Annotated in this window: 22 protein-coding genes; 10 read left to right on the forward strand and 12 right to left on the reverse strand. The window is 46.3% G+C overall.

Going from position 1 to position 23,521, the window contains the following annotated elements; translation table 11 throughout:
- The first annotated feature begins 1 nt into the window (after nucleotide 1).
- Both A1sIA79_RS06515 and A1sIA79_RS06520 read left to right on the forward strand, forming a co-directional pair.
- A complete protein-coding gene (locus A1sIA79_RS06515) occupies nucleotides 2-1,402 on the forward strand; it encodes a rhamnulokinase (RefSeq protein ID WP_095675376.1) in 1,401 nt (466 codons plus the stop codon).
- A gap of 25 nt (nucleotides 1,403-1,427) precedes the next feature.
- Entirely contained in the window at nucleotides 1,428-2,270 is an 843-nt protein-coding gene (locus A1sIA79_RS06520; protein WP_095675377.1) for an HpcH/HpaI aldolase/citrate lyase family protein, read from the forward strand.
- Between the two features lie 42 nt (nucleotides 2,271-2,312).
- Here A1sIA79_RS06520 and A1sIA79_RS06525 read toward each other — a convergent pair whose 3' ends face one another.
- The 5 genes from A1sIA79_RS06525 to A1sIA79_RS06545 form a co-directional block, all read right to left on the reverse strand.
- Entirely contained in the window at nucleotides 2,313-3,440 is a 1,128-nt protein-coding gene (locus tag A1sIA79_RS06525; RefSeq protein ID WP_095675378.1) for a mandelate racemase/muconate lactonizing enzyme family protein, read from the reverse strand.
- A gap of 174 nt (nucleotides 3,441-3,614) precedes the next feature.
- Complete coding sequence (locus A1sIA79_RS06530) at nucleotides 3,615-4,397, reverse strand: SDR family NAD(P)-dependent oxidoreductase (protein ID WP_095675379.1); 783 nt, start codon at nucleotides 4,395-4,397, stop codon at nucleotides 3,615-3,617.
- Nucleotides 4,394-5,272, reverse strand: coding sequence for an SMP-30/gluconolactonase/LRE family protein (locus tag A1sIA79_RS06535; RefSeq protein WP_095675380.1), 879 nt, complete (start codon nucleotides 5,270-5,272; stop codon nucleotides 4,394-4,396). The genes A1sIA79_RS06530 and A1sIA79_RS06535 overlap by 4 nt, the downstream gene beginning before the upstream one ends.
- Nucleotides 5,273-5,403: 131 nt before the next feature.
- Complete coding sequence (locus tag A1sIA79_RS06540; protein ID WP_190277054.1) at nucleotides 5,404-6,270, reverse strand: sugar phosphate isomerase/epimerase family protein; 867 nt, start codon at nucleotides 6,268-6,270, stop codon at nucleotides 5,404-5,406.
- On the reverse strand, nucleotides 6,267-7,028 hold the full coding sequence (locus tag A1sIA79_RS06545; RefSeq protein ID WP_095675382.1) for an SDR family NAD(P)-dependent oxidoreductase: 762 nt from the start codon (nucleotides 7,026-7,028) through the stop codon (nucleotides 6,267-6,269). The genes A1sIA79_RS06540 and A1sIA79_RS06545 overlap by 4 nt, the downstream gene beginning before the upstream one ends.
- A gap of 136 nt (nucleotides 7,029-7,164) precedes the next feature.
- On the opposite strand from A1sIA79_RS06545, the gene A1sIA79_RS06550 reads away from it, so the two are divergent.
- Nucleotides 7,165-7,926, forward strand: coding sequence for an SDR family NAD(P)-dependent oxidoreductase (locus A1sIA79_RS06550; protein WP_095675383.1), 762 nt, complete (start codon nucleotides 7,165-7,167; stop codon nucleotides 7,924-7,926).
- Here the strand turns inward: A1sIA79_RS06550 and A1sIA79_RS06555 are convergent.
- Nucleotides 7,923-9,050, reverse strand: coding sequence for a CaiB/BaiF CoA transferase family protein (locus A1sIA79_RS06555; RefSeq protein ID WP_095675384.1), 1,128 nt, complete (start codon nucleotides 9,048-9,050; stop codon nucleotides 7,923-7,925). The two genes, A1sIA79_RS06550 and A1sIA79_RS06555, sit on opposite strands and share 4 nt — an antisense overlap.
- Nucleotides 9,051-9,169: 119 nt before the next feature.
- On the opposite strand from A1sIA79_RS06555, the gene A1sIA79_RS06560 reads away from it, so the two are divergent.
- The 5 genes from A1sIA79_RS06560 (at nucleotide 9,170) to A1sIA79_RS06580 (ending at nucleotide 13,727) form a co-directional block, all read left to right on the forward strand.
- Nucleotides 9,170-10,207: an alpha-ketoacid dehydrogenase subunit beta gene (locus A1sIA79_RS06560; RefSeq protein ID WP_095675385.1), complete on the forward strand. Its 1,038-nt coding sequence runs from the start codon at nucleotides 9,170-9,172 to the stop codon at nucleotides 10,205-10,207.
- Nucleotides 10,204-11,199 (forward strand): thiamine pyrophosphate-dependent dehydrogenase E1 component subunit alpha, encoded by a 996-nt coding sequence (locus A1sIA79_RS06565; protein ID WP_095675386.1) that lies wholly within the window; start codon nucleotides 10,204-10,206, stop codon nucleotides 11,197-11,199. Before A1sIA79_RS06560 ends, A1sIA79_RS06565 begins: the two co-directional genes overlap by 4 nt.
- The gene (locus A1sIA79_RS06570; RefSeq protein ID WP_095675387.1) at nucleotides 11,199-11,438 is read left to right on the forward strand and encodes a biotin/lipoyl-containing protein; all 240 of its coding nucleotides are present in this window, start codon (nucleotides 11,199-11,201) and stop codon (nucleotides 11,436-11,438) included. Before A1sIA79_RS06565 ends, A1sIA79_RS06570 begins: the two co-directional genes overlap by 1 nt.
- An 88-nt stretch (nucleotides 11,439-11,526) precedes the next feature.
- Nucleotides 11,527-12,567, forward strand: a complete 1,041-nt coding sequence (locus tag A1sIA79_RS06575) for a mandelate racemase/muconate lactonizing enzyme family protein (protein ID WP_095675388.1) — start codon at nucleotides 11,527-11,529, stop codon at nucleotides 12,565-12,567.
- Between the two features lie 113 nt (nucleotides 12,568-12,680).
- Nucleotides 12,681-13,727: a LacI family DNA-binding transcriptional regulator gene (locus A1sIA79_RS06580; protein WP_095675389.1), complete on the forward strand. Its 1,047-nt coding sequence runs from the start codon at nucleotides 12,681-12,683 to the stop codon at nucleotides 13,725-13,727.
- Between the two features lie 31 nt (nucleotides 13,728-13,758).
- Here A1sIA79_RS06580 and A1sIA79_RS06585 read toward each other — a convergent pair whose 3' ends face one another.
- The 5 genes from A1sIA79_RS06585 to A1sIA79_RS06605 form a co-directional block, all read right to left on the reverse strand.
- Nucleotides 13,759-15,201 (reverse strand): L-fucose/L-arabinose isomerase family protein, encoded by a 1,443-nt coding sequence (locus A1sIA79_RS06585; protein ID WP_095675390.1) that lies wholly within the window; start codon nucleotides 15,199-15,201, stop codon nucleotides 13,759-13,761.
- Between the two features lie 3 nt (nucleotides 15,202-15,204).
- Nucleotides 15,205-16,191, reverse strand: coding sequence for an ABC transporter permease (locus A1sIA79_RS06590; RefSeq protein WP_095675391.1), 987 nt, complete (start codon nucleotides 16,189-16,191; stop codon nucleotides 15,205-15,207).
- Between the two features lie 14 nt (nucleotides 16,192-16,205).
- The gene (locus tag A1sIA79_RS06595) at nucleotides 16,206-17,696 is read right to left on the reverse strand and encodes a sugar ABC transporter ATP-binding protein (protein ID WP_095675392.1); all 1,491 of its coding nucleotides are present in this window, start codon (nucleotides 17,694-17,696) and stop codon (nucleotides 16,206-16,208) included.
- Between the two features lie 55 nt (nucleotides 17,697-17,751).
- Nucleotides 17,752-18,765: a sugar ABC transporter substrate-binding protein gene (locus tag A1sIA79_RS06600; RefSeq protein WP_095675393.1), complete on the reverse strand. Its 1,014-nt coding sequence runs from the start codon at nucleotides 18,763-18,765 to the stop codon at nucleotides 17,752-17,754.
- Nucleotides 18,766-19,015: 250 nt separating this feature from the next.
- A complete protein-coding gene (locus A1sIA79_RS06605) occupies nucleotides 19,016-20,143 on the reverse strand; it encodes a mandelate racemase/muconate lactonizing enzyme family protein (RefSeq protein WP_223298151.1) in 1,128 nt (375 codons plus the stop codon).
- A 149-nt stretch (nucleotides 20,144-20,292) separates the two neighbouring features.
- Here A1sIA79_RS06605 and A1sIA79_RS06610 point away from each other — a divergent pair, with 149 nt between their 5' ends.
- Together A1sIA79_RS06610 and A1sIA79_RS06615 are read left to right on the forward strand one after the other, a co-directional pair.
- Nucleotides 20,293-21,309 carry a LacI family DNA-binding transcriptional regulator gene (locus A1sIA79_RS06610; RefSeq protein WP_150122984.1) on the forward strand — a complete coding sequence of 339 codons (1,017 nt, stop codon included), beginning with the start codon at nucleotides 20,293-20,295 and terminating at the stop codon, nucleotides 21,307-21,309.
- Entirely contained in the window at nucleotides 21,302-22,450 is a 1,149-nt protein-coding gene (locus A1sIA79_RS06615) for an MmgE/PrpD family protein (RefSeq protein ID WP_095675395.1), read from the forward strand. The genes A1sIA79_RS06610 and A1sIA79_RS06615 overlap by 8 nt, the downstream gene beginning before the upstream one ends.
- Here A1sIA79_RS06615 and A1sIA79_RS06620 read toward each other — a convergent pair.
- Nucleotides 22,408-23,460: a Gfo/Idh/MocA family protein gene (locus A1sIA79_RS06620; RefSeq protein ID WP_095675396.1), complete on the reverse strand. Its 1,053-nt coding sequence runs from the start codon at nucleotides 23,458-23,460 to the stop codon at nucleotides 22,408-22,410. The two genes, A1sIA79_RS06615 and A1sIA79_RS06620, sit on opposite strands and share 43 nt — an antisense overlap.
- Nucleotides 23,461-23,521: the final 61 nt, after the last annotated feature.

A 23,521-nucleotide genomic window follows, 5' to 3' on the forward strand; every position in this document is an offset into this window, starting at 1 on the left:
TATGGCTTCTTACGCAGCGATTGATTTAGGTGCAACCAGCGGCCGTGTGGCAGTTGGGACTATTTCGGATGGAAAAATCTCCTTCGAAGTTATTCACCGTTTTACCAATGACCCTATTGATGATCCTGTAGATGGTCTTCTTTGGAACTGGTCCAAGCTTCAAGAAGAAGTTCTTGTAGGGCTGAATATGGCGGCGAAGAAATATCCCTTAACATCAGTGGCCGTTGATTCTTGGGGTGTGGATTACCAACTTCTTAATAGCGATGGATCGCTTAACAAAAGAGTTTTTTCCTATCGAAATTTACGACTCGAAGGAGTTATGGAAGATACGACCAAGCTAGTTGGCAAAGAGCGAATCTATAAAAGTACTGGAATCCAATTTCTCACCTTTAACACAATTTATCAATTAATCGCTGGGCTCTCAATTGATGAATTTGATGGTGCTTTTCAATTTCTAATGCTTCCCGATGCACTTAATTATTTCCTCTGCGGAAGTGCGACGCAGGAGGTAACTAATGCATCTACTACTCAATTACTTAATCCTATAACGCGCGATTGGGATTGGGATTTGATTGCAGAATTAGATCTCCCCAAGAGAATTTTTCCCGCACTCCATGAAGCGGGAGCATTTTTAAGCAAGATTAAGGGCCATGGAGAACTCGACGGGATTCAAGTGGTGGCAGTGGGTTCACACGACACCGCATCGGCCGTTGCAGCCGTACCCATGACTCATCCGGAGAAATCCATTTACATCTCAAGTGGAACATGGTCTCTGGTTGGTTACGAGAAATCGCAAGCAAATACTTCCAATGAAGCATTTGAAATCGATTTAACAAATGAATTAGGTGTGCAGGCAACTGTGCGGTCCTTGCGTAATGTGGCTGGAATGTGGTTGCTATCAGAATGTCAGCGAGACTGGGCTGCCCAAGGATTAGATATCAAAGTCGAAGAACTCGTTGCCGCGGCGCAGAAGGTGCCTGCCAATTCCTTTCTTATCAATCCTAACGATCATATCTTTTTGGCTGCCGGAAACATGGTCGGCCGTATTGCCGAGTATTGCATTGCAAATAACGCACCAGTTCCCAATACTCCGGCGGAGTATGCACGTTGTATTTTTGACAGTTTGGCTGCTGCTTATGATCAGGTAATTTCTGATTTTGAAGAGGTGGAAGGCCATTCATTTGATCTCATTTATGTAGTGGGTGGAGGCAGCGCCAATGATTTCCTCAATCAATTGACCGCTGATGTCACCAGAAAGAAAGTTATTACTGGCGCAGTAGAAGCTACTCTCCTAGGAAATATAGGTATGCAGGCTATTGCTGCTGGAGAAGTCTCGGGCTTAGCGCAACTACGTGAAATGATTTCGGCATCGATTACTCAGAAGATTTTCCTTCCTTCGTAAGCCCGCTGCCTCTAGACTAAGCAACATGCGTTCATTGCTCTGCGTGCCTGCTAGCCAGCCAAAGATGGTGGAAAAGGCTCTGACGCTCGATTGCGATCAGATAATTCTTGACCTGGAAGATTCTGTTACGCCCGCAGATAAAGTAGCGGCTCGCGCATACCTTAAGGATTTTCTGAGCAAAGTTGAGAGTAAAAAGAAAATTTCACTCCGTGTTAATGAACTCTCAAGCACCTTTGCCAAAGCCGATATTGATCTCATCTGTGGTTTTAATCCACAACCTCTTAGTTCAGTTATTCTTCCTAAAATACATAGCCTGGAGGACGTAAAGAGCTGGGCGGCTAAACTTCCGGCCAATATGCAACTTGAAGTACAAATTGAAAGTGCGATGGGGCTCATCAATGCGCCACAGATTGCATCTCATCCGCAAGTGATCTCCCTTGCCTTTGGGCCAGCAGATTTCATGGCTTCAGCAGGAATGCCAAGTAGTAATCCTGGAACTCCTTGGGCGGAAGCAGCGAACGCACTGCAATGGCCACTCATGCAAGTTGTGATTGCAGCGCATGCGCACGCAAAGACTGCCTACGATGGGCCTTACTTTCAAATCACCGATGATGCCGGCCTTTCGAGCTCTGCCCGTACGGCCCGCGCTTTAGGTGTTGATGGAAAATGGGTGATTCATCCAAATCAAATCGCGCTGGTCAATGAAGCTTTTACACCGAGTCCGGCAGAGATTGCACATGCAAAAGAAATTATTGACGCATTTAAGGCATCATCAGGTGCTACTAATCTTGACGGCCTCATGATTGATGAAGCATCTAAGAAAGTTGCAGAGCGTTTATTAGAAAGAGTTGCTCAGATTCACAACTAGCCATTCTTCGACCAGTAAAACCGATGCGCTTTCTAGAAAAACTTACTTCTTCTGGCGATACTTATTAACTACATCCTCGTTGATTTCGATACCTAGTCCTGGCCCGGATGGTGGGTAGACCCAGCCATCTGTATGGGTTAGCGGGGTCTTAACGAGATCATTTTGCATCGGGTTAGCAAGTGGCTTAAATTCAAAGAGCTTAAAGGCCAAGCTACTAAAGCTGACCGCAATACTTGCCGCCGAGACGATTGCAGATGACCAAGCGTGAGCGTTGGCCTGTCGCTTTGCTGATTCAATGCGAGAGACAATCTTTGTAAAGCCTGTGACACCTTCTACGCGGCCAGGATCAATACCAAATACATCGCATGTGCCAGTCGCAATAATTGCCTCATAACCAGCAACATTCCATTCGCGCTCTCCGTAAGCGATGAGAGTTTTAGTCTTATCGCGAAGTGTTCGATAACCCTCAGGGTCCCAAGCACCGAGTGGTTCCTCAATCCAATCAATGTTGTACTCATCAAATGCTTGCACGCGCTTTACCGCAGTTGCAACATCCCATTTAATTGCATAGCCAAGATCAATAATGAGCTTCTTATCTGGACCAAGTGCTTCACGCATCTGCTTTACATACTCAACATCGCGATCGTGTTCGTATCCAAGATGTGCATTCCCGCGCTTACCAAATCCGACTTTCACTCCTTGCATTCCAGTTGCAAGCCATCCCTTAGCTTGTTCAGCCATTGCCGGAATTGATGAGTCGTGAGCATGACCAGAAGCAATAGCCGGGAGTTTCTCGTGCACAGGTCCGCCGAGTAAATCAAGCAAACTTGCATTCAGAGCCTTACCTTTAAGATCCCAGAGTGCGATATCAATTGCAGAAAGTGCATATGCTGCTAAGCCGCCACGGTATCCATACCACCAATAGCGTTCGCGAATTGAAGTCCAGATTGCCTGATTATCAATCGGAGACTTTCCGATAACGAACTCGGAGAGTCCCTCTATGAGAGCTGCAACTGCAAAATTTGCTTCTTTAAATTGTGTGATGGATTCACCCCAGCCAACGAGACCATCATCGGTAGTGATTTTTACCAGGCAGAGGTATCGCTCAGCATTAAAGTCGTTGGGTTCAGGATATGCGACGGGGATTGGCTCAACTTTTACAATTTTCATAGGAACCCTTTTCGTTGTTGGAAAATATTTCTGCCATATTCCCCGTTGGTATCGTTTCCAAATAGTACTCCCAGCATAGAAAAATGGGAAGAGATATATGGATAGTGGATAAAAAATTAGAGATCTCAGGGCCAATGTCCACTACTTGGACATAGTGAGAATCGTTAACCTTCTTTATCGTGCGGTATGTCCACCATCTACGGCTAAGACTATTCCGGTGACCATACTTGATGCGGCCGAAGACAAGTAGACGATTGTCCCGACCAGTTCTTCTGGTTGACCCAGTCGCCCTAATGGAATATTTCTTGTGAAATATTCAGCGCCTTCTGGATTTAATGAAATTGCCTTCTCCAACATTGGGGTTCGAAAATGAGTCGGCGCAATTGCGTTGACTCGGATTCCCAAGGTTGCCCACTCCATCGCCAAGGTGCGCGTAAGAGAGTTAATGCCACCTTTGCTGGCAGAGTAATTCGCAATCCCGGTTGTGATTCCTACCAGGCTTGCAACTGAGGAGATGAAAATCATCGAACCTTGCACTTTAGCCTTGATCATCTCTGCCGCTGCCAGCCGCACAAGATTCCATGATCCGGTTAAATTGACATCAATAACATCTTGCCAATCCTTATCGAGCATTTCTACGGCAGTACCACGCCGATTTATTCCAGCCGCCGCAATAACAATTTCTGGAACTCCAAATTTCTCGATTAACTTTTCTAAACAACTTGCGAGCGCAGCTGTATCTCTCACATCGGCAACAAGCGGAGTTGCGATTCCACCCTGAGAAATAATTTCATCACAGACTTCTTGTACTTGATCTGAAGCAAAATCGAGGGCGCCTACTTTTGCGCCGCGAGCAGCTAAACCAATGGCGATTGCTCTTCCCAGTCCGTTTCCAGCACCTGAAATCAGCACGATTTTGCCTTGTACAGAGAACATTGGGTCAAAGGAATCGCTCATGCTATTGCACCTCGAAAGAGTTCCATCCCTCTGACTCCGACCGGAATCCTCCAGAGTCTTCCTTCCATGGGTTCAGCAACTGAAATAGTGTCAATATCGCCAAAATCGGTGATGATTAAGTTTTCTCCTTCAAAGACGCAATTGAGGGGGACGCCCCCAGTTTTAAGAAAATCAATATAAGTTCCATCTGGCTTAATGATGTCTACACCTCCACCTGTATAAGTAGTAATCCATAGATTTTCATTTACATCAATTTTCAGACCATCAGGGACGTGACCTTCAGGTAACTGCGCAATCTTCTCTGATTTCCCACCTGGACGCAATCGATATACACCGCCTTCATATGAATCTACCCAAACAATGGTGCCACCCGCTTCTGCAACAATGCCATTGGGGAACGCTGCGGGAATCTCATCTAAAAGTTCGCCAGTGCCATCAGGATTTACCGCAAATATGCGACCCAGTCCTCTATCTTCTGGGTCGTAATCTGCTGGATCTGTAAAGTAAAGTCGTCCATCAGGTCCAAAGCTCAAATCATTTGGGGCTTGTAATTTATATCCATCAATTTGCTCAACAATGATTTCGACGCTGCCATCTGGCCAAGCCTTCTGGATAGAAGGTACTGACATAACTTTCGCTCTCCATGTACCAGCCGTGCCACCATTTTGCGTTATATATACAGCTCCATCTGAACCTAGTCTGCAAGCATTCGGTCCACCACCACAGTTCGCGTAATCATGAATTCCTCGTGTCGGTGACCAAGCAATAATTCTACTTGTAAATGTTTCTACCATCACGATACGGCCATCAGGCAAAATGTCAGGACCTTCTGGATGACCTAGCCCTGTTGCGAGTGTTTCAATATCTGCTTTCACGTTTTCTCTCTCATTAGAAACCTGCTCATAGAAACCTTTCCATAAGCATAGACTGTGCAGGAATGGCGTCAATAGAGCAGATGGGAATTCCTCCCTCTTTTAAACTCTTCTTAAGTCAATTAACATGAAAATTAGGTATTTAGTTCACGGGCTAGGTAGGCAACTGCCTGCGCTGCAACTTCTTTCACCTCTAGATCAGTAAATAGATTTGATATCTCTGCAACTACAGGAGAGCTAAAGTTCTTTTCTTTCAACACCTTCATGCAATTCATTAAACCAACATCTCCAGATCCAAAGAATTGACTTGGCCACCATCCAGTGGGGTGTTCATGACCTTCAATTTTCCTGACATCTTTTGCCTGAATCATAAATACCTTATCAAGATTGAAATCTCTCAAAAGTTGCTCTGGATTTTCTCCCACTCGAAAGACATTTGCTAAATCCAAACACATCCCTAGATAGGGAGAATTGAACTCTTTGATAAATCCCATGAGTTGAACGGCTAGAAAGTCTGCATGATTTTCAATAGATATCTTGATCCCAAAATTTTCAGCTGCTACCAGCATTGACTTCACAAGGGGTCGAAGCGTCTCTAGCCGTTCTTGCACCGGCATATCAAAATTCCAATGATTACCCAGCACAATCCGCATCTGCGGAAGTCCTAATTCATGGGATACCTGCAGGAAATACAAGGCATCAAATAACATCTCTGGTTTGCGCCCGCCATCGAATCCGTTTGGATGGCCCCAGGTGAAGACCACGGTGCGGTTGGGTTTTGCCAACCAGTTCTTGATATCTGCTTTGAAGGTATCAATCTCGTTTTTTAAGTAGACGGTCTGCAGCGAGACGAAAGAGACTCCTTGTTGATCTGCAAAGTCAAAGAAATCCTTTAGCTTCCACTGTTCCTGAGAAGGCTCTTCCCACTTAGTGATCTCACCAAAGAATCGATGGAAGGTGTAGCTATCGATACCAACGTTGGTAGCGACTTCGTCTTTCACCGAGAGAGCCATCCGCCATCCACGGGAAGAATTACTCCATGTAGGTAATCTGCTGCGTGGGAAGCTAAAAACAGGGTCGGTCCAACGAGGTCTTCTGGGTTGCCCCATCGCCCACTTGTTAAGCGAGCTAATACACTCTTTTCTCTCTCCGGATCCTTCCACACATGTTGATTGAGTTTGGTTTTGATGTATCCAGGAGCAATCGAGTTCACATTCACTCCGTGGGGCGCCCATTCATTGGATAAGGCTTTGGTGAGTTGACCAACCCCACCTTTGCTCGCGGCATATCCAGCAACATTTAATCCACCTTGGAATGTCAGCATGCTCGCATAAGTAATAATCTTTCCAGATTTTCGCTTAATCATCTCTGGCGCAACTGCCTGTGCTAAACGGAAGGTCGCAGTTAAGTTCACTTGAATCTGCGCCGACCATACATCAAGGGTCAGGTCGATGGCAGGTCCTGGCATGGCGTTGCCATGTGCCAACACCAAAGTGTCAATCTGACCTAGCGCTTTTGTTGCCTGCGCGACTGCGCTTAGGCATGAATCATCTGATAGGAAATCAGCAATCACATAAGTTAAGTTCCCACCAAATTCAGAGTATTTCTGCTGTGAAATTTTCACCGCATCCTCATCGCGGGCCAGCATGCACACATGAGCTCCGGCTCGAAGAAAACCTCCGACTAGTGCAGAACCTATTCCACCTGTACCGCCAGTGAGTAAAACTTTAGATCCAGTGATACCGAATAGTGATTCCATTAAATTTCCACCTTAAACATATTGACTTTTCTATGAGTGTACTGTGAAATAGACTGTAGCGGTTTATGTAACAATATTAAATAGGTGTTTTGGTAATTTTTCGAAAGAACTAACTAACTCGGGGAGTGGGGCGTCCATGTGGCGAAGTGATTCAGGATTAACGGGTAAAAGTGTTGTTGTTACTGGAGCCGCAGGTGGAATTGGCAAGGCAGTTGTCCAAGGATTGGCAGAAGCTGGGGCTCACGTTCTTCTCGTTGATATCCCCGGATCTCCAGTCGAGGAGATAATTTCTGGCCTGGCAGGCACGGGGCATAAGTCCCTTCAACTGGATTTATCGCAACTAGCTAATCACAAAGGTATTTTTGAGCTCGCGCAAGAGATGGCGCCCATGGCTGCTTTTGTTCACTGTGCAGCAGTTTTGCGCCGGCGCTCAACTGTGGATGAGATAACAGAAGACGATTGGGATTTCCAAATTGATACCAATTTAAAAGCAACCTTCTTCTTAAACCGCACCGCCCGAGATTCATTCCGCAAGGCCGGCACCAAGGGTTCTATCGTCAACTTCTCCTCTCAAGGTTGGTGGACCGGTGGCTTCGGTGGCTCGGTTGTATACGCCGCCAGTAAAGGTGGAGTTGTCACAATGACTAAAGGTCTCGCTCGCTCATTCGCTCCGGATGGGGTGCGCGTCAATTCGGTCTCTCCTGGTGGAGTCGATACACAGATGATGGTGGGCAATCAAACTCCAGAAGCTTTAGCAGGATTCGTTTCAATGATTCCACTTGGCCGCCTTGCTACGCCAGAAGAGCTAGCGGGTCCAGTGATATTCCTAGCTTCAGATGCATCTTCTTACATCACCGGGGCTGTGCTTAACGTCTCCGGTGGTCAATTAATGTATTAATTGGGTCTGTGTGGGGCCGCGCTTCTAATAGGTGGTCTTTCTCCATTAAATCGGATTGGGACCCCTGGGATCTTCTTTACCTTACTTGTCTCATCAGGGTAAGGCAGCAGTATCTCCACTGCTTGCGCCTGTAGATCATTTAACAAATCTTCGGGCTTGGAAACGCGATCTACGGGAACTCCCTGTCTACCAAGATGTTCGGCCCAATGCTTAGCGCCCTGGGTTACCAAGACCTTTTCTAGCTCAATTCGAAGTAGAGCTGCATTCGCAACTCGGCTGGTATTGGTCACAAATTGTGGGTTGGTAATCAAATCTTCGCGATGGAGTAAGACACACAACTTAGAAAAAATATTATCGTTGCCCACTCCAATGCAGATGTCTCCATCAAGTGTTTGATAGAGACCATAAGGACCAAAAGCTGGGTGACTTGCACCAAATCTTTCAGAAGGCTTCCCACTCAGTTGGAACGCGGAAAGGTGATAACTCACCCACGACGCGCCTGTCTCATAGAGCGAAGTTTCTACTACCGAACCTAGCCCGGTTTCAGCGCGTTTAACTAAGGCAGCCAAAACTCCAATAGCTAGCCACATCCCGGCGCCCATATCGAGTACTGAGACACCGGCTCGAACAGGTTTTCCGTTAGGTTCGCCGGTAACATGCATGATTCCGGTTCGCCCCTGCAAGGTGGCGTCATATCCAGGCACAGATGAATCTGGTCCGCTGCTGCCATAAGAAGATAAATTGCCAAATATTAAGCCTGGTTTAATTCTCATCAGTTCATCTGGGGTCAGATGCATCGCCGTTAAACGCTCCGGAAGAAAATTAGTCAGAAAGACATCGGTATCAGCCAAAAGCTTTTTCAGCTCTGCTTGACCTTCTGCCGATTTTAGATCGATACTGATTGCAGATTTGTTCCGATTCACAATATGAAAATAGGCGGATCTATCTCCATCTTGCGGTGTCATAGTTCTCGAGGCATCACCTGCCGGAGTCTCCACTTTAATTACCTCTGCGCCCAAATCAGCCAGAATTGCCCCACCAAAAGGACCGGCAATGTTAGAGGTTGCATCTAGGACCTTTAAGCCCGAGAGCGGCAAGTGCTCAAATAGTGATTTGTTGTACATGTGAAGCTATTGACTCCTATGGTGGGAAAGTTATATTCTGACATGGTATCGTTTCCATAGGCTTGAGTAAAGCAAAATGTAAACAAAATAGGATTTATCCTTGTGAAGGGTTATAAGAAATGACTGAACAGGTCCTTGAGAGCGGCACAAAGGAAATCCGTTTTCGCCAAGCAATAGCAACGGCGCTGGCAGATGAGATGAGAGCCGATAAGTCAGTAATGATTTTCGGCGAAGATGTGGCAGTAGCTGAAGGGCCATTTAAAACTTCAGAAGGTCTGCTTCAGGAATTTGGACCCCTTCGCGTTCGAGATACTCCCATCTCTGAGATGGCATTCACGGGCGCCGCAGTCGGAGCAGCAATCATGGGAATGCGCCCGGTTGTTGAAATTATGTTTATGGAATTTTTAGGGGTCGCACTCGATCAGCTCGTTACTGAAGCGGCAAAGATGCGTTACCTCAGTAATGGCATGTTATCCGTACCGATGGTCGTACGTGCTTCTTGTGGTTCTGGTTTAGGTTTTGGTAGCCAGCATTCGCAAACTCTTGAAAACTGGGTAAGTGCAACCCCAGGATTAAAAGTAATCACTCCTAGCGATGCTCAGTCAGCATACAGTTTGCTTCGAGCAGCAATTCAAGATCCAGACCCAGTAATGTTTCTTGAAACAAGAGTTCTATACGCCGATCGTGGACCAGTTGATACCTCATTAAAAATGGAGATCGGTAAGGCGCGAGTTCTGCGTACAGGAAAAGACATTACTTTGGTATCGATGGGACAAATGGTAAAGGTGTGTCACGAGGCTATTAAGATTTCTGGAATTGATGCCGAACTTATTGACCTTGCGACCATCGTTCCTTGGGACCGCCAAACTGTCCTTGAATCAGTGAAAAAGACTGGCCGTTTGGTCGTGGTTGAAGAAGCTCCATTCAGTGGTGGCTGGGGCTCTGAGATACTTGCTGCAACTACTTCAAAGCTCTTCTCATCTCTTAAAGCTGCGCCATTTAGAATCACTACACCTGATGTTCCAGTTCCTTATAGTGGAACTTTGGAAGCAAGATACATTCCAACAGCGCAAGATATAGCTCGCCAACTTACAGAATCATTGAAAAACGGATTAACTCCGAAACAGTGGTGGGAGATTGAAGGTCTAAGCTCATGAGTGCTGAACTAAAACGTCGATCTGCCTTAGCCGGCAATAAAGTTGCTCAGTATGAACGTATGATTGAAATACGTACTTTAGAAGAACAGATAAATGCGCTCTTTGCCTCAGGTGAGATTAGAGGCACAACACATTTGTGTATCGGGCAAGAAGCACTTGCAGTTGGTATGGCATCAGTGCTTCGACCTACAGATATTGTTTCAGCAACGTATCGCGGTCACGGAATTGCACTCGCACTTGGACTTAGCCCGGAATCAGTCTTGGGTGAAATCATGGGTAAGACAGTTGGCTGTTGTGGTGGCGTAGGCGGCTCTATGCACTTAAGCAACATGGAATTAGGACTTCTTCCTACTTCGGCAATTATCGGAGGCGGTATGCCAGTTGCTGCAGGCGCCGCGCTCTCATTCCAAACCCGAGGAACAGATGATGTAGCAGTTGCTGTTTTCGGTGATGGTGCCACAAATATTGGAGCTTTCCATGAAACCCTGAATTTAGCGGCTATCTGGAACCTGCCTATTGTCTTCATTTGTGACAACAATGTTTACGGCGAATACAGCCGTATCGATATCACGACACCGCTGGAAGATTTGCACCTGCGAGGCGAGAGTTATCGCATGCCGCACTATGCAATTGATGGCATGGATATTGCAGCCGTGCAAGAAGGTATTCAAAAGGCTGTAGATCATGCAAGAAGCGGTAAGGGACCAACTTTTATCGAAGCAAAGACTTACCGATTCTCCGGCCACTCTAGAGCCGATTTAGCGCTCTATCGCCCAGAAGGAGAGTTAGAAAAATGGCAAGCACGCGATCCAATTAAATTGACTGAAGAAAAACTAGTCAAAGAGAAGTTAATTGATGCTGCTCAAATTAATAAGATTAAAGAGGAGACTCTTAAGGTAATCGAGGGTGTTGTTGAAGTGTGCAAGAGCGCTCCAAATCCTACTTTGGCTTCGATGTTCCAAAATATCTATACCGATAAGAAAGGTAAATAATGAAAACCAGCGTAAAACTTCCACGACTTGGTGACACAGTGGATGAGGTTTTCCTTTTAAACTGGAAGAAATCAGTCGGTGACCAGGTTGAAGCTGGTGAGATGGTCCTTGAGGTAGAAACTGATAAAGCTTCGGTTGAAGTTCCATCTCCCGTGAGTGGGAAAATTACTGAACTCCTATTTAAGGAGAACGACGCAATAAAAACGGGCGACGTCATTTTTACCTGCGAAACCAATTAAGGGAGATAAAGTGCCAATTATAGAAAAAATCGAGACGATTCCGATAAAGGTACCTCTTAAACACCTCTACAAAGGTTCGTACTACAAGATGCGTAACCGCTGCACAATCATTACCAGAATTACCACATCTGATGGAATAGTCGGCCAAAGCTATAACGCTGACACAGATGAAGAGCAGCACGAAGTCTTAGGCATTATCCATGACGAGATTGTTCCTGCGATTATCGGCATGGACTCGCGCCAGATTGAAAAAGTGTGGCACGCAATGCTTCCCGTTACCTTCGATCAATTGCGCGATCGCGCAATTCCGATGCAATCTATTGCATGTATCGATAGTGCGCTCTGGGATGCATTTGGAAAGCGCGTTAACCAGCCTTTATGGCGCCTATGGGGTGGATTCCGAGATCGGATTCCAATGATTGGAATTGGTGGTTACTACGGTTCCAGTGAAGCTGACTTAGAACGTGAACTTCAATTTTTCAAGGAAGAAACTGGCACAGTTGGTATGAAATTTAAGATTGGGGCAAAACCGCCTGAGGAAGATGCCGCCAGATTAAAGCTAGCTAAGAAAATTGTTGGTGATGATTTTCTATTCGTAGTTGATGCCAATCAGGGATATACCGTTCCGGAAGCACTGGCATTCTTGGCATGCATTGAGGATTCGATTGAGTTGCGTTGGTTTGAAGAGCCAACTCGTTGGCATTCAGATTGGCGCGGGCTTCGTGACATTCGAACTCGTGGAAATGTCAATGTTGCCGCTGGACAAAGTGAGTTCACCAAACTTGGTATGCGCGAGCTAATGGTCAATGATGCAATCGATGTATGTAACTACGATGCTTCATGGGGCGGAGGCCCGACTGAATGGCGCCGCGTTGCTGCTCTTGCCGCCACTTTTGATGTGCAACTAGGTCACCATGAAGAGGCTCAAGTGTCATCGCATTTATTGGCATCGGTGCCTCACGGAACCTATACCGAATGCTTCTCCCCAACCCGAGATCCTATTTTCTGGGAGATGCTTGCAAATAAGAAGCCGCTCGATAATGGCAACTTCCTGCTCTCAGAAGAGCCTGGATTTGGCTGGGAGCTAGACGAGGACTTCATTGCAAAATACAGGATTGATAAGAATTAACTCCCTGTAATTTCTTGCAAGCAAGGTAATTCTCCTATAATGCGGTGAACGCATTTACTCCTTTGTAGACTCCACACACCGCAAAAGAAGATAGCCCTGCGAAAGGCAAAGTTTTGAAATCAAAGAAAGTAGCTAGGGTCCGAATCGAGGATGTTGCTGCCCAAGCGGGTGTGGCTATCTCTAGTGTTTCTCGTGTTCTCTCCGGACATAAGTCGGTCTCGGAAACAATGAAAATAAGGGTTGAGAAGGCTGTAAATAACCTTGGATATAGACCTGATCATCTAGCGCAATCTTTGCGTCGCGGAACAACACACACCATCGGATTTATGATCCGAGACATCATGAACCCGTTTTTCTCAACTATCGCGCAAAGTTGTGAAGCAGAGCTACGCAAATCTCATTACTCCATGATTCTAATCAATTCATCAGGCACAGAAGATACCGAAAAATTAAACTTTGCTATTTTAAAGAGCAGGCGTGTGGACGGCGTCATCGCATCGCTGGTCTCTGAGACATCTGATAGCGTCAAAGAAGACCTCGAATTATTCGGTGCACCAACGGTTCTCCTAGATCGTAAGTTGCCCGGAGTCACCAGTAGCGCCGTACTCAGCGATCATGCATTGGGTGTTAAAAAGGCAGTTGCACACCTTCTTTCACAGGGCCACACCCGCATTGCCTTCATCTCAGGGCCAAAAGATATGTATGTAACAAAGAACCGCTTAGAAGGTTTTAGATCCGCTTATAAAGATGCTGATGAGAAGATCTACCCTGAGCTCATCCGACTTAAGGACTTTACTGAAAAATATGCCAAGGAAGAAACTTTAAAATTGTTTAAGCTCCCAAAGCCGCCTACAGCTATTTTAACTGGTGGAATTGGAGCTTCCGGTGGCACGTTGCATGCCCTTAAAGAGATCGGAAAAGTGCCAGAGAAGGATGTCACCATCGTTGCCCTAGATGAATGGCCTTTATTTGACTTGTTAAACCCACCTATTTCTTCGGTCTATCGAAATCCTGAATTAATCGGTAGATATGCTGCTGAGCTGATTCTGGAGTTAATCCGTGGCGAGGCTCCAAGAACTATCTTGATTCCGACGACTTTCCATAACGTTGCAGAGACGAAGGCTAGAACAAATAGCAATAAAGGAAAGAAGTCCTACTAAATTTCTTTGATTCTTAACAGTCTAAGAGCTACTAGATAACAACCATCTCAATATCAAGAAGTTCTGCAATTGAACGCAGTTCTGCCACGCGGTGGCCGGTTCCTAGCGCCCAGTGGTGAGGCACTCCAGTAGCACTCCAAGCATCACACCATTCACCTGGATTCATTCCAAAATCAATCAGTGATGTTGTATTTCCAAGCAGAAGACGCGGTCCAGCAACAACTTCGCCTTCGGAGGCAACGAATTGATAGCTGCCGTTCTTGCGTTGATTAACTCCAAAGGTAGTGACCGGTCCATGTTTGACACCGATTTCAACCGAAACTCCATAACCACGCTTACCGTGGAAAACACCGAGGCCACGAAGAATCGGACGGTCATTGGTAATAGATAGGTGAGCAGGGCCATCGTGGCCCATTTCAACAACACCAGAATTAAAGTTAAGTCCCTGGAACTCAGTGAAAGATCCACCTGCGCCAATTCGATCAAACATCAACATTCCGATGGATGTGCGCAATTCATACTCACCCACAGCAGGAACACCTTCTGCAGTAAGAAGTGAACAACCAAGAATCATTCCAGCACCGAGGCGCTCGTGAATTTCTCCATCGAGACCACGGTGGTAGTAAGCAAGACTTGAAATATCGAAATCATCAATGAGGCGGCGAAGTCCAACTGCTACTTGTCCTGCCCAACGCAAATCATCATCGTTAACTGTTGAATCTAAATCAAAGATTGAACGAGTTTCATCAAGGACTGCGTTAATCTCTTTTTCAGTTGCCTTTTCAACGCGCACGCGTAAGTCATCAAATTCAAGCACTTCCATATGACCACCAAAGTGTGTAGTTACCATAGTCATATCGGTGGATACATCTAACATTCCAGGGTAAAGGTGGCCCATAATGCCATGACGTGAGTTACGAAGCATTGCGCGAATTCCAGCAGCTTGAATCCAACCATGAATCTTTGTCCATGCGCGTTCTTCGCGTAGGAATCCTGATACTGATCGGAATGGAACTCCGGCCCGCTCAAATGCGTTAGCTACTTCTGGCAGTGGACAAGCTCCACAGTATGCCAGCCAATCACCGGTGTCGAAATTTGCGTGATCCATCTGTTCAGTTGGTTGCAAGTTAATTACGAGCACAGGCGAATTAGAACGCTGGGCAATAGGAATAACCATTGATGATGTCATGTAGGTAGTTAAGAACATTACGATCATGTCACAGCCTGCAGCACGTAACTTCTCAGCAGCTATTGCACCTTCTTGTGGATCAGAGATAAATCCAGCATCAACTAGTTCAACATCCATCGCCCCGATACGTTGTGAGACATACTTTGCTGATGCTTGTAGTTGCGGCAAGAGATGTGGAAATTGCGGCCAGTATGTGCCGAGTCCGCCGGCAACTAAACCAACCTTGATAGTCCTCTTAGGTCGACGAGCAGGAATGATTCTCTGTGTAGAAACATTGACCGTCATGCGTTAACTCCTAGTGCTATTGAGTTTGGCTCGAATAGAGTCGAAGGAAACAGCAAGAATAAGCATCAAGCCTTGAGCAATACGCTGCCAGAAGGTTGGTACATCCATCAGAATCAGACCGTTGTTCAAGATACCCACGATGAGTAGTCCTAGAACTGTTCCTAAGATTGAACCTCGGCCACCAGCAAGGCTGGCGCCACCAAGAACGATTGCTGTGATCACCTGAAGTTCAAGTCCTAGACCTGAGTTTGGAGAACCTGCAGAAAGTTGTGAGGTAAGGACAGCACCTGCAAGAGCCGATGCAACTGCAGAGAGAATAAATGTCTGGAAGATAATTCGATTAGAGCGAATACCTACAACACGGGCTGCATTGGGATTTGAACCAATTGCATAAATTGAGCGACCAAACTTTGTATATCGAAGCGTGATCGCTCCAAGAAGAGCAATCACCGCGAAAATGATGATTGGGAGTGGAATCTTGAGCGGTTGAGCGGTTCCTAGCCATTCAAAGTCGTTCATGCCCACTGTCTGGCCGTTACCAATTAGAAGGGCTACTCCATAGAGGAATCCAAGGCCGCCAAGGGTGGTAATCAGCGAGTTAACACCAACGACGGTCACAAGGAATCCATTAAAACATCCAAAGACCAATCCAAAGGCGAGAACTGCAAGCATTCCAACTGCCACCCCTTGGGAGTTCACAACTTGAGCAAGCATCATTCCAGATACTGCAGCAGCTGATCCAACGGATAGATCGATATGACCTGCGATAATTAAAAATGTAGATGGGATACAGACAATTCCAGTTACTGCAGCGTTGGCAAGAATATTTCTGAAGTTTTCGACTTGGAAGAAGTATTCGCTGGCGACACTGAAATACATCATCATCAAAACAAGCACAGCAATAAGCGGAGCGGTGTCAGGAATCTTGCGAGACTTCTTTGCACCATCTTCGGTGCCTGCTGTCACTGATTTAGCTCTATTCTTAATCATTTTGCTATGTGCTCCTAACTTGACGCTTCTATTAGATTGCTGGCTTGAACAAGATCATCGGTAAATTCTGCAGATATTGCACCCCGGGAAATGACGAGTGCACGGTCTGCGAGAAGAACTACTTCTTCATAATCAGATGTGGCAACAAGAACAGCCATGTTGCTCTCTTTCGCTTGTTTACGAATAATTTCATAGATATCACGACGCGCTCCAACATCCACACCTCGTGTAGGTTCAACAAGGAGAAGCACATTTACCTTTGCCTCAAACCAACGGCCAAGAAGAACTTTCTGCTGATTTCCACCCGAGAGAGTTGAAATCTCTTGTGATGGCCCGCGGCGCGAGCTGATAGAGAGCGCTTCTTGCCATGTTCCATAAGCCTTTTCTTCATCTGCGTTCTTCACAAAACCAAACTTAGCCATCCGATCCCATGAACTAACAGCGAGATTTTCGGCCACAGAGCGAATCGCAAAGGAGCCAAGTCGTTGGCGGTCTGCAGGCAGGTAGCCAATCTTCTTAGAGGTAGAGTCTTGCGGAGACTTAGGAGTGAATTTCTCTCCGTACATGCTTATCTCGCCAGACTTAAGTGGGCGCAAACCAAAAATACTCTCGAGAATTTCAGAGGTGCCAGAACCAATTTTTCCAAATAAACAGAGAACCTCACCTTGATGAACATCAAATGAAATGTCATTAAAAACATGTCCGTCGGAGAGGTTATTCACAACTAGGGCGCGAGTATCTCCTTTAGAAACTACTGGACGTACGTTTTGTACAGTTGCGTGGCCAAGCATCGCAGTTACCAATTCTTCACGTGAGACTTCTTGAGCCACTTCATTGAGTACAGAGTCGCCATCACGGAGCACCTGTACGCGGTCTGCAACGCGGTTGACTTCATCAAGGCGATGGGTGATGTAGACCATTCCTACACCTTGGGCTTTTAGTTGATCCATTACTTTAAAAAGGCGCTCAACTTCAATGTTTGAAAGAGCTGCCGATGGTTCATCCAGAACAAGAATTTTTGCATTTTGAATAAGAGCTCGTGCAATCTCAAGCAACTGCCGCTCTCCCACGCGCAGTGAGCCTGCTTCTGCATCGAGTGGAATATCTACTTCGAGCCGATTAAGGACTTCTTTTGCCTTTGCCTTCAGCTCTTTCCACGCAATCTTTCCACCGGATGTCGGCCATTGGCCAAGAGAAATATTTTCAGCAACGGTGAGTGCGGGAGCATCGTTAAGTTCTTGAAAAATCATACGAATACCGAGTTCTCTCGCTTTAAATACATCAAGCTGAGAGAACTCGGCACCGTTAACTTTAATAACGCCCTCTGTTGGAGGAATATCCCCCGCCAGAACCTTCACGAGAGTGGATTTACCTGCTCCGTTCTCCCCGAGAAGTGCAATGACTTCCCCGGCGTTTACAGATAAATCCACTCCGTGCAGAACTTCCACACTGTTATAAGACTTCTTAATGCCTTCCAAACGAATCAATTCCGTCTTATTCGACATTTATAGAAACCCTTTCTAGCAGTTGGTTGTGAAGCGTTTTCCTACCTATGCAGTATTACGCGCACTTCGCCTTTGAAGCTGGGAACAACTTAAATACGTTGTCCCCAGTTACTGCGACGTGCTTGATCTTCAATTGGAAAGGAACTTTCTTTCCCTTGATGAGATCAATAAGGTAAGGAACACCAATCTCGCCGTAACGCTCTGGGAAGTAAGCAGTTGCTCCGATCCAGTTAGGGTTCTTAGCGATATCGCAGTGAGCTGAAGCAGCTGCACCTTGTGAACCTGCATAAATATCCTGGTCGCGACCGATTGCTCTTGCAGCAGCAAATGCGCCTTGGATACCTTCATCGTTAATTGCTACAACAGCAATCTTCTTTGCGTTAGGAAGGGTTGTAAGTGCATCCTTCATCTTTGCAAGAGCTGGCTCAAGACGACCAGCATCAATCTGGATCAACTTGTCACCAATCTTGCCGCAAACTGATTCGAAGCCTGTGCGGTATCCGCCCATACGTGCAGCGTTTACAACTCCAACTCCGTAATCTTCTAGTGAGATGAATGAATCAAACTCACAGTTGAATGTCTTCTTGAAGTGTTCGCCGAGTGCTTTTCCGGTTACTTCACCGGCGTAGCTGTTGTCAGCTCCCATGAATGCGTCTTGACATGGATCTTGCTCAATATCAATTGCAATAACTGGAACTTGTGGGCCTGCCTTACAGATTGATGCAGAGGCTGATGCCACAGGCTGAAAATTCAAGATACCGTCAACTTTCTTTAACTTGAATGTCTTTGCACAGTTTAGTGCCTTTGCAGCATCAAGTTTAGAGTCACAGTAAATTACCTTTGCTCCTGCTTTCTTAGCTTCACGCTTGATGGAATCGCCAACATCCTTACCGAATCCGATTGCATCATCGAGTCCGATATATCCGATTGTGATTCCCTTACCACTGCCTTTGACCGCTGGACGGAACTCATACTGTCCTGCTGTAGCAGGAACTAGCGTTGAACCAACTAGTGCAGCAATTGCTAAAGCCGAAACAATACCTACTCGAGCTTTGGATAAAGTTTTCATCGTTCACCGTTACCTTTCACTAACTTCGTTTTTTGATGAGGGATCCGTGTCGAATTCCCCATAAGCATTTCTTGCCTTAACTGGAATCCTTTCCTGCCAGGTGATGTGTGTCAATAGAAAACTCACCAATTACTCAAGATAAACTTATGTTATAAATTGAACAATGCATTGAAATACCCAGATTTTTTGAACAGACGCACGTATTCGTGCGCAGTATCTCTACTTACCAATTCACCTGGTCAGGGACGAATTACTTTAGCTCTGATACCCGTTCAGCAATCCGATACTTCTTGATGTAATCACGGTCGAGTTCCCAACCGAGCCCAGGGGTGTCGTTGAGCTGCATATACCCATCTTTCAGCTTTGGACGGTTGGCGATCATGTTGTGCCAGATGGGATCTCGCATTGGGTGGAAGAACTCAAGGTAGGTACCGTGAGGAATGGATGCAAGTAGATGTGAAGCTACTTGCGGCTCTTCATGGTGTGCCATCTTTACGTCATAAACAGTTGCGATAGCCGCCGCCCGGCGCCATTCAGTGGGTCCACCCGACCACGATGAATCGAAGTTGCAGTAATCGATAGATCCGGTCTCCATCAGATCGCGGCAGCCTGCTGCTGAAAATTCAGTCTGTCCGGCAGTAACAGCGACGTTGCCGATATAGCGAACATCGCGCATCGCTTTTTTGTCGTTCTGCCAAATGCATGGCTCTTCAAACCATAAGAGATTATCGTCGGCAACTAAGTGTGAGAATTTGATTGCTTGCGGAACCGTGTAACCCTGATTGGCATCTACTGCAATGCGGAACTTATCCCCGCCCACGCGTCGAGCTTCTTTGAAGCGCTTGGCATCCTCTTCTGGCTCAAGACCGCCAATCTTAAATTTCATTCCGGCAAATTCCTCTTTGAGCAGATATTCAACTTCTTCTTGAATCGTTAAATCACTGCCGTAGTAGCCGCCGATTGTGATGACCGGAATCTTGGAGCGATAGCCACCCCATAGCTTCCAGAGTGGTGCGTTATATGCCTTGCCAAGTAGATCCCACAAAGTCACATCGATAGAGGCAGTTGCCACTAATCCAAGGCGACGATCACGAAGAATGTCCCATGTTGCAGGGCGGCAGAGCTCCCACAGCTTTTCAATTTCAAATGCATCCTTGCCCAAAATCAATGGGGCAAGCTCTTCATGAATAATGTTGTCAATTTCAAGTAGCCCCGCATCTTCATCGCCTGCATAGGCTTCACCGACGAGGCCAGATTTAGTGAAGATACGAGTGATGGTTGTCGAGCGGTGAGTCATCTTGTAGTGACTGCCCTTATAAACCCGCTCTAAGGGAACACGGACTGACTCAGTTTCAACACGAGTGATGGTTAGGTCCACGTTGCACCTCCTGGGATAGTAAAACTGGAAACGATTCCTAATTCTAAGCAGGAATCTGCCTTTGTCAATATTTACCCCGGAAATCTTTTCTGGGAATAATTTCCAGGATTCATTCTCATTCCCTCGTGCCAGGACTACCCTGGCTGACCATGGGAAAGAATCGAATCACGATTCATGATGTTGCCGCCAAAGCTGGCGTCGCAATTTCTAGTGTTTCTAGAGTTCTCTCCGGCCATCGCGATGTCTCAGAGAAAATGCGCGAAAAAGTCGAGGCAGCAGTTGCCCAGCTTGGATACGAACCAGATCACTTGGCGCAATCACTGCGCAAAGGAGCTACCAACACGATTGGGTTCATGATTCGAGATATCACCAATCCCCTCTTTTCAATTGTTGCGCAAAGCGCTGAGCATGAATTACGTAAAGCTGGCTATTCAATCATCTTGATTAATTCACATGGAGATTTAGATGCCGAGAAAGAGAATTTTGCACTCTTTAAGCGTCGCCGAATCGATGGTGTTATCGCTTCCCTTGTTTCCGAAGACTCTCCATATGTTCGCAACACGATTAATGAATTAGGTGCCCCAGTAGTGCTTTTAGATCGGGAAGTGACCGGACTCAACGCGAGCGCTGTAATCTGCGATCATGCGCAAGGCGTAAGAGAAGCCACAGCAGACCTCATTAAGAATGGCTACAAGCGAATTGCTTTTGTGTCAGGGCGAAAAGATGTCTTTATCTCGCGCAACAGAATTAAAGGTTATGAGCAAGCCTTATCGAATGCAAAAATAAAAATTGATGAGGATTTAATTCGACTTGGTAAATTTGGGGAACAATTTGCATACGAGCAAACCAAAGATTTGTTCTCAGGTAAAAAATTACCAAATGCGCTGATTACAGGTGGCATTGGTGCTTCAACCGGAGCACTTCACGCACTAAAAGAGTTAAAAATTAAGCCCGGGGCCGATATTGCCTTCGTCGCACTAGATGAATGGCCCATGTTTGATCTTCTCTCTTCCGATTTATCCTCGGTCTATCGAGATCCGGAAGAGATGGGGCGGCAATCGGCGCGCTTGATGTTAGATCTCATTGCAGAAAAGGCCCCGTCGCAAGCAGTTGTTCCTACAATCTACCGACCACGATCTAGTAGTAAGGCTCTCTCTCATGCATGATCCCAAACTTGGAAAGTTGATGATCGAAGCACTGACGCAAAACAATCTTGAAATCAAAGAAAACCGCCTTGAAATACTCTTCCAAGACTTTGTGGCCTCTGCTGTTTTAGGTGAAAAGCACTATGGGGTGAGCGCACCTGCGCTCTCCTCGGGCATCACCGAAAGAGCCGTGACTTTAGGTCTCTATACCAGTGCACTCGATATGGATGATGTGAATTGGAAAGTACTCACTCATCCAGGTTCAATCATCTGGCCTATCGCAACATCGATTGGAATCGAGCGCGGTCTATCGCTCAAGCAAGTCTATGAAGCTGCTGCCTACGGGTATCGAACTGGTGCAACGATTGCTAATTTCTTTGGACCACTGCATAGATCTAAATGGCATGTCACAGCAACCAGTGGAGCATTCGCTGCAACAACAACTGCTGCAATCGCACTTGGGCTATCAAGAGAGCAACACGTAAAAGCACTACATATTTGCGCTATGAACATTGGTGGCTCTTCACAAGCCGTTCTCGAACGCAAGGGCGCCGCCCAAACAAATCGTGCTTCAGCTATTTCACTTGGAATTACAAGCGCTCATGCCGCCCTTGTTGGCGCTCCACACGCAGAAGAAATATGGAGCGGGCCCCGCGGGCTCTTTGAATTGTTCCTTGTTGAAGGATCAACATCAGAGATTCTCAATGGTATTGATGGTGTGGCAATTCGTTTAATGGACGCAAATGGATTTGTTCATGCCGCCCTCGCTGCTGCATTGAAATTACGTGAAGTGCATAAAGAAAAAATAGAATTCATCACAGTCGTGCTCTCAACTTCAGTTGCCTCAATACTTGATGCCTCTCAAGGCGGGCCGTGGTGGAACCCAGCCTATGCAGTTGCAGCGCTCTGGGAATCAGGAGATCCAACTAACTTGCAAAGCGCCTCTGAATTTCTTGCTGTGACACACGTTGAATTTGAAGAGATGCCGATAGGTGCCGGAAAGGTGCGAATTAAAACAGCGGGTGGCGAGCATGAGGAGTACGTAAAACTAGCACCCGAAGAGAAAACTTGGCGCGATGTTAAATGGGGCAATGCAGGAATCAGCAGTGCAGAAGATTCTTACAGACGGTGCTCAAGCTTTCCACTTGCCGCACTTCGATAAGCAATATCCAAAGCTTCTACCGAGCGAGCGCCGAGTTCTCCTGGTGAGTAGTTCCTAAACTTCTCACCCTTACCCGCTGCAACGAGTGCATCAATGGGTCCCTGACAGTTGTAATAACCGGCATCATCATCAAGATCTAATCTGATGTTTTCGCCTTTGTAATACAACCAGACTGCTGCCCGCTCAAGGTCCAAAAGGATTTGGCCATCAGAGCCAATAGCTCTTAATTCAAGTGCGTGGTAAGTCTTATGGGCTTTCGCGTGAGCAGAGCCGCCAGAGACGGAACCGATTGCTCCACCTTCAAATCGATAACTAATTGCATCGTGCATTTCAACAGGAGCATTCATTGGATAAGACATCAAGGCGAAACCAGACTCAGCTCTAGCACCAGTTGCCCACAAACCCATACCTAGTGCGTGAGAAAGCTGTGCCTGACCATATCCGCCGCCAGAAAGTGTTGGATCGGTCCAAGTTTTCTCATCAGGCAAGGATTCTGGTGTCGCATCCGGATAAGCACCTGTGTTGGAGAGAAGTTCTCTTGTCATAGAAGACATATGAATAGTCAGATGTTCTAAATCACCAATTCCATACTTTTCCATTAAAGCTTTCGCCTCTTGCATCATTGGCATGTAATTCCAACCAAAAGCAATGATGAGCTCTTTACCTACGCGCTTTGCAGTTGCATCAAGATCCCATGCATCTGTCGGGTTGATGGTTACTGGCTTTTCGCACATGACATGTGCACCAGCCTCCAGCGCAGCCTTTGCATGCTCATGATGTAATCCTGTTGGGCTACCAATCACGCAAATATCCACACCAGCATTTAGTACATCTCGATAATCCTCAGAGGCGACTTTAAATCCATAACGATCTGCAATCTTTTTTAGGATTTCTGGACCTTTACGTGAGATTCCCACAAATTCGAGGTCGTCATGATTTGCAAGATGCGGGAGGTGTGAAGCGATTGCCCAGCTTCCAGCACCGATGACGCCGACACGTACTTTTGCCATTTTTATTATTCTTTCCCTTTGGGTGTGCCCAAGTATCTAATATTCCTATCAAAGGTCAAGA

Source organism: Candidatus Planktophila versatilis, assembly GCF_002288105.1.
Classification (GTDB): Bacteria; Actinomycetota; Actinomycetes; order Nanopelagicales; family Nanopelagicaceae; genus Planktophila; species Planktophila versatilis.